The following is a 10,216-nucleotide window of genomic DNA, read 5'->3' as shown; positions in this document are numbered from 1 at the left end:
ACCGCGCCCCGCGTCACCGCCCACAACGAAGCCACCACACCGGCATCACCCAACACCTGCACCAGAACAGCGGTCTCCACCACACCCAGCAGCGAGACCACACCAGCCAACTCACCCACCCCTGCGCACAGTTCAGCGAACGCCACACGATCCGACCCCACCGGAACAACGACAGAACGCACCTCGGCACCCGCACCCGACAACGCGGCCACCACATCCGCGCCACCCACACCCTCGGCAGCCGACACCACCAGCCACGAACCACTCAGCCCGCCGACACCAGGACCAGCACCAGCACCCGCACCCGCACCGGAAGGAACGCCCGTCAGAGGTTTCCAACTGATGCGATAGCGCCAGGAGTCGACGGCCGACTGGAGTTTGCGGCGGCGGCGCCAGGCCGACAGGGCGGGGACGAGTTCGCCGAGGGACTGCTCGTCGGACGGGTTCAGGGCGAGGGCGGCGGTGAGACCGGCGACGTCCTCGTTCTCGACGGCGTCCCAGAAGACGTGGTCGGCCGGGTCGGAGCCGGCGGCGGCGAGGGTCCGGGCCACCGGACCGGTCGCGTCCATCCAGTAGCGCTGCCGCTGGAAGGCGTACGTGGGCAGGTCGACGCGGCGGGCGCCGGTGCCGGCGAAGAGGGCGGACCAGTCCGTCTCGGCGCCCCGGACATGGGCGCGGGCGACGGTGGTGAGCAGGCCCTCGGCCTCGGGGCGGCCCGCGCGCAGGGCGGGTGCGAAGGCGCTGCCCTCGGGGTCGACGCATTCCTGGGCGAGGGCGGTGAGGACCGGGTCGGGGCCGAGCTCCAGGAAGGTGCGGGCACCGCCCGCGTGGAGGGCGCGCACACCGTCGAGGAAGCGGACGGCCTCGCGGACGTGGCGGACCCAGTGTTCGGGGTCGGTCAGCTCGGGGCCGGCGACGGCGCCGGTGAGGAGGGAGACGACGGGCAGGTTGGGGCGGGCGTAGTCGACGACCTGGGCGATCCGCCGGAAGTCGGCGAGCATGCCGTCCATGTGGGGCGAGTGGAAGGCGTGACTGACCGTGAGCCGCTTGGACTTGCGATCGGGGAACGATCCCGCGAGTGTCTCGGCCTCGTCCGCGTCACCCGCGATGACGACCGACTGCGGCCCGTTGACGGCCGCGATCCCGATGCCGTCGGTCAGCAGCGGAGTGACCTCGTCCTCCGTCGCCTGGAGCGCGATCATCACCCCGCCCCCGGGCAGCGCCTGCATCAGCCGGCCGCGCGCCGCGACGAGCGCGCAGGCGTCCTCCAGCGAGAACACCCCCGCCACGTGCGCCGCCGCGATCTCACCGATCGAGTGGCCGGCCACGACGTCGGGGCGCACGCCCCACGACTCCAGCAGGCGGAACAGCGCCACCTCGACGGCGAACAGCGCGGGCTGGGTGTACGCGGTGCGGTCGAGCAGGGCGGCCTCGGGGCTGCCGGCCTCGGCGAACAGCACGTCCAGCAGGGGCACGTCGAGTTGCTCGTCCAGGTACCAGCAGGCGTCGTCCAGGGCGTCGGCGAACACCGCGTAGGTGTCGTACAACTCCCGTCCCATTCCCAGGCGTTGGCTGCCCTGGCCGGTGAAGAGGAAGGCGAGTCGGCCAGTGGCGGGCTGGTCCTGGACGAGGCCGGGGGCCTCGGCGCCGGTGGCGAGGGCGTGCAGTCCGGCGAGCAGTCGCTCGCGGTCCTCACCGAGGACGACGGCGCGCCGCTCGAAGCGGCCCCGGGTGGTGACGAGGGAGTGGCCGATGTCGGCGGCGCCCGCCTCCGGGTCGGTGGCGAGGCGGGCGGCGAGGGTGCGGGCCTGGCCGCGCAGCGCCTCGGGGGTCTTGGCGGACAGCACCCAGGCCAGCGGTCCGGCCTGCTCCCCGTCGGTGTTTTCGCCGTCCGGACCGGCCTGCTTCCCGTCGGTGATTCCGCCGTCCGGACCGGCCTGCTTCCCGTCGGTGATTCCGCCGTCCGGACCGGCCTGCTTCCCGTCGGTGATTCCGCCGTCCGGACCGGCCTGCTTGGTTTCGGCGTCGGGCCCGGTCGGCACGCCGGCGCCAACTCCGGCACCGGCACGGTCCTCGGCGGCCGGCTCCTCGATGACGGCGTGCGCGTTGGTGCCGCTCATGCCGAAGGAGGAGACGGCGGCGCGGCGCGGGCGGCCGGTCTCCGGCCAGGGCACGTCCTCGGTGAGCAGGCTGACGGCGCCGGCGCTCCAGTCGACGTGCGAGGTGGGCGCGTCGACGTGCAGGGTGCGGGGCAGCACGCCGTGGCGCATCGCCATGACCATCTTGATGATGCCCGCGACACCGGCGGCCGACTGGGTGTGGCCGATGTTCGACTTCAGGGAGCCGAGGTAGAGGGGCAGTTCGTCGGTGTGCTCGCGGCCGTACGTGGCGAGCAGCGCCTGCGCCTCGATCGGGTCGCCGAGCCTGGTGCCGGTGCCGTGGGCCTCGACGACGTCCACCTCGGCCGCCGTGAGGCCGGAGTTGGCGAGGGCCTGGCGGATGACGCGCTGCTGGGCGGCGCCGCTGGGGGCGGTCAGGCCGTTGGAGGCGCCGTCCTGGTTCAGCGCGGTGCCGCGTACGACGGCGAGGACCTGGTGGCCGTTGCGGCGGGCGTCGGAGAGGCGCTCGACGAGCAGCATGCCGACGCCCTCGCCCCAGCCCGTGCCGTCGGCGGCGTCGGCGAACGGCTTGCAGCGCCCGTCGGCGGCGAGGCCGCGCTGCCGGCTGAAGGAGACGAAGGAGCCGGGGCTCGCCATGACCGCGACGCCGCCCGCGAGGGCGAGGGAGCACTCTCCGGCGCGCAGCGCCTGCGCGGCGAGGTGGAGGGCGGCCAGCGAGGAGGAGCAGGCGGTGTCGACGGTGACGGTGGGGCCCTCGAAGCCGAAGGTGTAGGCGATGCGGCCGGAGGCGACGCTGGCGGCGTTGCCGGTGACGAGGTAGCCCTCGAATCCGTCGGTGGCGTCGAGGAGTCGGGGGCCGTACTCCTGGGTCTCGGCGCCGACGAAGACGCCGACCTGGCCGCCGCGCAGGGCGGCGGGGTCGACGCCGAGGCGTTCGAAGGCCTCCCAGGACGTCTCAAGCAGCAGCCGCTGCTGGGGGTCCATGGCGAGGGCCTCGCGCGGTGAGATGCCGAAGAAGTCGGCGTCGAACTCATCGGCGTCGTGCAGGAAGCCGCCCTCGCGGGCGTAGCTGGTGCCGGGGTTGTCCGGGTCGGGGTCGTAGAGCGCGTCGAGGTCCCAGCCGCGGCCGGTGGGGAAGGGGGTGATGGCGTCGGTGCCGGCGGCGACGAGGTCCCACAGTGCCTCGGGCGAGTGGACGCCGCCGGGGAAGCGGCAGCCGATGCCGACGATGGCGACGGGTTCGTCGCTGCTCGTCGCGGCGGCCACGGGCGCGATGTCCTCGGTGAGGCCCAGGAGTCGGGCGCGCAGGTGGCGGGCGAGGTGGGCGGGGGTGGGGTGGTCGAAGGCGAGGGTGACCGGCAGGCGCAGACCGGTGCCGGCGACGAGCCGGGAGTGCAGGTCGACGGCGGCCAGGGAGTCGAACCCGAGGTCCGTGAAGGGCCGTTCGGGGTCGAGCGCGTCGGGGGCCTGGTCCTTGAGGGCGGCGGTGGCCATGGCGGCGACCCACTCCAGGAGCAGGGCGTGCTGCTCGTCGGGGGTCAGGCCGGCCAGGCGCTGCGCCCAGGGGCTGCCCCCGGGGCTTTCCGCCGGCGTCGCGCCGGTTTCGGAGGTGCCGTTGATTTCGAGCGTGAAATCTTGGGACTCATTCCACATGGCGCGCTCCATTACCCCCGAATAAAAAATGCAAGACCGGGGTTACTCTGACATGCGGAAGAGGGTCGAGAAACCCCTAACAAGCCCCTATCGACCCCTATTGCGGGCCGCTGAGCAGCGCCTTGACTCGGAATGCGCGACTGCATCAGGATGCGCCGATAAGGCTGGTAATTGCAAGGCGGATGGTAATCCAATTCCGTCGCCGAATCACCAGACCGGCACATAATTCGTCCATGCGGGAGGAGCCCGTTTTCATGCGCGTACTGTTCGTCACGTATCCGGCCCTTGGCCATGTCTTTCCGACTGTTCCGCTGGCCTGGGCGCTGCGCTCGGCCGGGCACGAGGTGCTGGTGGCCAGCGCGGGCGACGCGCTGAAGGCCGCCGACGCCGGTCTGCACGTCGCCGACGTCCACCCCGGGTTCGAGCTGGAGAGCTTCCTGCAGTCCACGGTCGCGGACCTGATGGCCCGGCTGCGCGGGCCGGACGGGGTGGACCCGATGGACGGGCTGCGCTTGTTCCAGCACCTCAACGAGTCGCTGGCGGACGGGATCGTCGGCGTCGCCGACCGCTTCAGACCGGACCTGGTGGTCTTCGAGCAGATCTTCGTCGCGGGTCTGATAGCCGCCGAGCGGCTGGGTGTTCCCGCGGTGCAGCACAACTTCGGGTTCGCGCGCGGCACCGAGCTGCGCGAGCTGACCGTGTCGATGCTGGGCGAGACGATGGCCCGGCACGGGGTGGCGAGGGTGGCCGAGCGGGTGCCGGTCATCGACATCGCGCCGCCGAGCATGGCGGAGCCGGAGCGGGACGGCTGGCCGATGCGTCCGGTGCCGTACAACAGCGGTGCGGTGCTGCCGGACTGGCTGCTGGACGAGCCGGGGCGGCGCCGGATCGGGGTGACGCTGGGCACCGCTTCGGTGCACGTCAACGGGCTGGGTCCGGTGCAGCGGCTGGTGGCCGCCGCCTCCGGGGTGGACGCGGAGTTCGTGCTGGCCCTCGGCGACGTGGACACCACCGCCCTGGGCGAACTCCCGGACAACGTAAGGGTGGTGGGCTGGGTTCCGCTGACGCGGCTGCTTCAGACGTGTGACGCTGCCGTCCACCACGGCGGTGCCGGCACCACGCTGGCGGCGCTGAACGCGGGCGTCCCGCAACTGGTTCTGCCCGACGGCGCGGACCGGCGGATCAACGCCGAGTCGGTGCGCGACCGGGGCGCGGGTCTGCTGGGCACGGCCGCCGACCTGGAGGTGGAGGTGCTGCGCCGGCTGCTGTCGGACGAGAAGATGGCGGCGGTGGCGCGCGAGGTGCGCGAGGAGATCGCCGCCATGCCGTCGCCGGTGTCGCTGGTGCCGCGCCTGGAGGAGCTGGCCGGCTGAACGACCGTACGCCGCAGGGGCCGTACCCGATGTTCTCGGGGACGGCCCCTGCCGCGTACGGGGGAACCGGGGGCGGGGGGGGGGGGGGGGGGGGGGGGGGGGGGGGGGGGGAGCCCCCCCCCCCCCCACCTCTCGGGGGCTCGCCAGTTGGTCGGGGGGTCAGCCGCGCGGCCCGCGTTCGATGAACGGGGCGAGCAGCCCGGGCACGGTGTCCTCGGCGAGGGAGAGACCGTCCCGTACGCGGACGTCGCGGACCTTGTAGGAGCCGTGGCCCGCCGCGGTGGTGGCGCCGATGGTGAGCAGTCCGTTGCGCCGCTGGAAGAAGGAGCGGGTGACGTTCCAGCCGATGATGCCGTCCCGCTCCAGGGCGGCGGTGCGGCGGGTGAAGGTGCCGGCGCGGACGACTAGGTAGTGGTCGTGCAGCGCGTGGCCGAGCGCCCGATGGGCGTCCCTGGCCAGCAGGTACACCACGGGCAGCCCGGCCAGCGCGGTGATCCAGGCGATGTGCACCAGGATCTGGGTGAGCCACAGGCCGAGGCCCAGCGGGACGGCGACGATCAGCGCGAGCACGATCAGGCCGCGGTTGAAGCGACGTCGCAGCGCCACCCCGGGGTGCGGCACGAGCCGGGCCGCCTCGTTGGGCGAGCGCTCCTCGGCGAGGACGTCGGCGGCGACGCGCAGCGCCTCGGCGCGCGGCACCGGCGGGGTGAGGATGCTCCGGCTGCGGTTCTCGTCGCTGTCGCCGAGGCCGCCGGCGATGGCGTTGAGGCGGGCGCCGCCGGCCCAGCGCAGCAGCATCGGCTCGGCGAGCTCCACGCCGCGCAGCCGGCGCTCCTCCATGGTGACGGAGCGGGAGACGAGCAGACCGCGGCGGACCCGCAGGACGCCGTCCTGCTCGCGCTCCAGGCGGAAGTTGGCCCAGGTCTCGACGAAGGTGGCGTAAGAGACGGCGATGCCGGCCAGCAGGACGGCCACGACGGTGACGAGGATGCCGAACCACAGCGGCACGGTGCCGAAGCGGTGCTCGACGTCCTTGACGACGCCGAGCTCCAGTGGGTCGATCTTCATCTCGTGCAGGATGCGGTAGGCGGTGCCGACGCCGATGAAGACGGTGCCGACGCCCCATACGGTCAGCGGCGCGTAGCGCAGCCAGGCCCAGTCCATCTCGATGAGAGCGCGGTTCTCGTCGGTACCGGTGCCGCCGCCGGTGCCTCGGCGGTCCAGCAGCAGCCGGCGCAGCTCCTCGGCCTGCTGGACGGTGATGCCGTCGAGGGAGAGCCGGCGGGCGGAGGACGAGGTCTGCTCGCCGGTGCCGATGCGCAGCGTGGTGAGGCCGAAGAGCCGGTGCACCGGCTTCGCGTCGCGGTCGACGCTGCGGATGCGGTCGTTGGGGACCGAGCGGCGGCTGCGGAAGAACAGTCCGGAGCGCAGTTCCACGCGGTCGGCGGTGATCCGGTAGCGGGTGGTGATCAGGCGCATCGTGCTGATCCCGGTGATCACCAGGAAGGTGGTCAGCAGGGAGCCGAGCGAGATCAGCGCCTGGAGGTTGGCACCGGTCAGGACGAGGGTGGTGACGAAGAGGGCTAGCGGTCCGGCCAGCATGCTGAGGTTGACCAGCAGCAGCCGGGGGCTGAGCCGTTCCCATTCGGCCTCGTCGTCGCCTGCGGCCCGGGGCGCGGCCGTACCGGCCCGCTGCTCGGTGCGGTGGCTCATGTCGCGTCTCCCGGCGTGGCCTGGGTGGTCCGCGTGAGGTGCTCGACCACCTCCTGGGCGGTGCGGTGGTCGATACCCTTGATCTTCACGGCGCCGGAGGAGGAGGCGGTGGTGACGGTGATGCCGGACAGGCCGAACAGCTGCTGGATCGGGCCGCGCAGGGTGTCCACGGTCTGCACCCGGGAGAGGGGGACGACCCGCCAGCGCTGCCACAGCCAGCCGGAGGCGGCGTACACGGCCTCGTCGGTGGTCTCCCAGCGGTGCACCCGGAACCGCCACAGCGGCATGACCAGCGTGTAGGCGAGTCCGGGCGCCAGCGAGATCAGGGTCGCCCAGCCGAAGAACGGCCTGGCGGGCGGGATGCTGAGGTAGAGGATGCCGAAGGTGAGCGGCAGAGGGAGCGCGAACACCGCCGCCTGGAGCATCCACCAGCCGATCGCGCGGCTTTCCACCCGGTTGCGCGGGGGCCGGAGCCTGACATCATCCAAGCGTTCCACTGCTGTTCACCCTTTTACTGGGACGGGGAGTCGTGATCGGTCGGCATGTGACGTGGCCTCAGCGAGCGGCGGAACTCTCCTGCCGGCCTGCGGTGCCGGCCGCCGAGGCCGCGCTGTCGCTCAGCCGGCGGCGCTTGCCGACCAGGACCGCGGTGCGGGTGAGGACCATGGCCAGGGCCATGAAGACGAAGGCGTTCGAGTAGACGTCCTGGCCGCTCAGCTTGTAGTCGATGCTGAACTTGATGATGCCCTGGGCGAACCAGTGTTCGGAGCCGTAGGCGAACAGCACGCGGGAGGCGGACAGGATCGTCCAGACGATCGCGTAGGCGATGCCGCCCTTGGTGTAGATCTCGCCGTCGCTGCCCGCGTGGGCGGGGAGCAGTGCCGCGGCGACCAGGCCGCAGATGACGCCCGCGCCGATGCCGGCGAGCTGGAGCGAGGGATCGTTGCCGTCCATGGGCAGGGAGTGGACGAAGAGCGCGATCACGATCGCGACGGCGATGATCGAGCGCAGCAGCCGCATGTTGGTGACCTTGCGGGTGCCGAGGTCGGTCGCGAGGATGATGGTCAGGATGGTCCCGCTGGCGATCAGCGCGGTCATGAACGGGCTCATGGGGCGGAGCCTCCTCCTTCTGTGCGTGGGTACTCGTGAGCCCGCGTCGTGACCGCTCGGCGGCCGTCCGTGGCTCTCACCTGCAACGCTAGGGTTCGGGAGGGGGGTGTACGGACAACCGGACGGTTGAATCGGCTGTCCACCGACCGGTGGACACCGGTGGACGGCGGAGGATGACAGCCTCGGCGTCGGCCGCGCTCGTGCCGTCCCCCACCAGGCTGATAGGACTGTTCCGGTGAGCACTGAATACGGGACGACGGCAGAGACCCTGGACCACGCGCCCGAGGCGGGAACCCGGTGGTTCGGGCTGTGGGACGCCTTCTTCGCGGTGTCGTACGCCGTCACCACCGTGCTGCTGTTCACCTCCGTCGGTGAGCAGGTCCATCGGGCCGTGGCAATGGCCGCGTTGACCCTGGCGGTCCCCTGGTACGCGGCCATGGGGCGGGACGCGATGCTGCGGCAGGTCGGGGAGGACCACGGACGACGCAGTGTCGTCTTCTCGGTGGGCCTGTTCGTGCTGTTCTCGGTGGCCGTCGTCTTCGATCTGGCCTCGTCGTTCGCGCTGTTCGCCGTGGTGCCGATGCTGATGATGAGCCTGGCGACGTCCCCGGCGATCGCCGTGGTGACGCTGGCGAACCTGATGCCGGTGATCGTGGTGTGGCTGCGCGGTGGCACCCTGGACCGGGACATCGCGGCCGTGCTGCCGACCTCGCTGCTGGGCATCGCGTTGTCGGTGATGCTGGGGTTGTGGATCACCCGGGTGACCCGGCAGAGCCGGGAGCGCGGGACGCTGATCGAGGAACTGCGGCGCAACCGCGAGCGGGTGGCGCGGCTGTCGCGGGAGGCGGGCGTCGCGGCCGAGCGCGAGCGGCTGGCCCGCGAGATCCACGACACACTCGCCCAGGGTCTGACCAGCATCATCAGTCTCGTCCAAGCGGCCGAGGCGGGCTTCGCCACCGACCCGGAGGTGGCCCGCTCGCATCTGGGGCTGGCCGGGCAGGTGGCCCGCGAATCCCTGGCGGAGGCACGGGAGTTCGTCACCGCGTTGACCCCGCCGGTGCTCAAGGAGTCCTCGCTGGTGCAGGCCGCGCGCCGACAGGCCGAGGGGCTGGTCGCGCAGACCGGGATGCGTACCGAGGTGGTCGTGAAGGGCAACGAGCGCGAACTGCCCATGGCGGTCAGCGTGGTGCTGCTGCGCTCGCTTCAGGAGGCGGTGGCCAACATCCGCAAGCACGCCCCCAAGGCCCGTTCCGCCGAGGTGCGACTGCTGTACGGGACGGACACGGTGCGGCTGTACGTACGCGACGACGGGCCAGGGTTCGAACCCGGCGAGCGGACGTCGGGCGGGCAGGGCGGGTTCGGGCTGCCCGGCATGCGCACCCGCGCCCAGGAGATCGGTGGGGACTCCACCGTGGACAGCGCCCCGGGCAGGGGCACGACCGTCGAGGTGACGGTCCCGGTGCCCAGGGAGGACGCCCGGGCGGGCCGGACCGAGGACGTCGAGGAAGCAGGGGAAGCCGATGAGCTCTGACGGGACGATCGGCGTGATGCTGGTCGACGACCATCCGATGGTGCGCGAGGGCCTGAGCTCGATGCTGCGCTCCGCCGAGGGCATCGACGTGGTGGCGCAGGCCGGTTCGGGCGAGGAGGCGGTGGCCATGGTCGCCGCGTCGTCGCCCGACATCGTGCTCCTTGACCTCCAGATGGGCGGCATGGACGGGGTGGAGACCACCGGCCACATTCTGCGCGTCGCCCCCGCCGCCAAGGTCGTGATCGTCACGACGTACGAGACGGACACCGACATCCTGCGCGCGGTGGAGGCGGGCGCGGCGGGCTATCTCCTCAAGGGCAGTTCGCGCGACGATCTGGTGCGGGCGGTGAAGGCGGCGGCGCGCGGCGAGACGGTGCTGACACCGTCGCTGGCGCCCAAGCTGTTCCGCGCCCGGCTGCCGGAGCCGCCCCCGCTGCTGTCGGATCGCGAGCGGGAGGTGCTCCAACTGGTCAGCCAGGGGCTGACGAACGCCGACATCGGCAAGCGGCTGTTCATCGGCGAGGCGACGGTGAAGACGCACCTGCTGCGTTCCTTCAAGAAGCTGGGGGTCTCCGACCGGACGTCGGCGGTGATCACCGCGCTGGAGCGCGGGTTGCTGCCCTGAGGACACCCGCCCCCACGGGAGAAGGGCCCGGCACCAGTTCCCCGGATCGCCCCGCCGCCGCGCGGCGGGGCGAAGTGCCGCCGGGCGGACC

6 protein-coding genes and 1 pseudogene are annotated in these 10,216 nt (G+C 72.3%); 3 read left to right on the top strand and 4 right to left on the bottom strand.

From position 1 onward, the window contains the following. Window positions 1-3,701 (bottom strand): annotated as a pseudogene (locus ACZ6KY_RS24790) (type I polyketide synthase); the annotation flags it as partial. Window positions 3,702-4,027: 326 nt separating this feature from the next. Between ACZ6KY_RS24790 and ACZ6KY_RS24785 the strand changes: the two are divergent. Continuing rightward, on the top strand, window positions 4,028-5,146 hold the full coding sequence (locus ACZ6KY_RS24785) for a nucleotide disphospho-sugar-binding domain-containing protein (RefSeq protein ID WP_469312468.1): 1,119 nt from the start codon (window positions 4,028-4,030) through the stop codon (window positions 5,144-5,146). Window positions 5,147-5,305: 159 nt separating this feature from the next. Here the strand turns inward: ACZ6KY_RS24785 and ACZ6KY_RS24780 are convergent, their stop codons facing one another. From ACZ6KY_RS24780 to ACZ6KY_RS24770, 3 genes are read right to left on the bottom strand one after another with little or no spacing between them, the layout of a single operon-like run. Then, complete coding sequence (locus ACZ6KY_RS24780; protein ID WP_469312467.1) at window positions 5,306-6,859, bottom strand: PH domain-containing protein; 1,554 nt, start codon at window positions 6,857-6,859, stop codon at window positions 5,306-5,308. Then, on the bottom strand, window positions 6,856-7,356 hold the full coding sequence (locus ACZ6KY_RS24775) for a PH domain-containing protein (protein ID WP_469312466.1): 501 nt from the start codon (window positions 7,354-7,356) through the stop codon (window positions 6,856-6,858). The genes ACZ6KY_RS24780 and ACZ6KY_RS24775 overlap by 4 nt, the downstream gene beginning before the upstream one ends. 58 nt (window positions 7,357-7,414) lie before the next feature. Continuing rightward, window positions 7,415-7,969: a hypothetical protein gene (locus ACZ6KY_RS24770; RefSeq protein WP_469312465.1), complete on the bottom strand. Its 555-nt coding sequence runs from the start codon at window positions 7,967-7,969 to the stop codon at window positions 7,415-7,417. 235 nt (window positions 7,970-8,204) lie between these two features. Between ACZ6KY_RS24770 and ACZ6KY_RS24765 the strand changes: the two genes are divergently transcribed. Both ACZ6KY_RS24765 and ACZ6KY_RS24760 read left to right on the top strand, forming a co-directional pair. Next, window positions 8,205-9,500, top strand: a complete 1,296-nt coding sequence (locus ACZ6KY_RS24765) for a sensor histidine kinase (RefSeq protein WP_469312464.1) — start codon at window positions 8,205-8,207, stop codon at window positions 9,498-9,500. Beyond that, entirely contained in the window at window positions 9,490-10,125 is a 636-nt protein-coding gene (locus tag ACZ6KY_RS24760) for a response regulator (protein ID WP_469312463.1), read from the top strand. The genes ACZ6KY_RS24765 and ACZ6KY_RS24760 overlap by 11 nt, the downstream gene beginning before the upstream one ends. The last annotated feature ends 91 nt before the right edge of the window (window positions 10,126-10,216 follow it).

It is taken from the genome of Streptomyces sp. NPDC042002 (assembly GCF_055588305.1).
The sequence above is the reverse complement of the archived record's forward strand: the minus strand, read 5'-3'. Positions and strand labels throughout refer to the sequence as shown.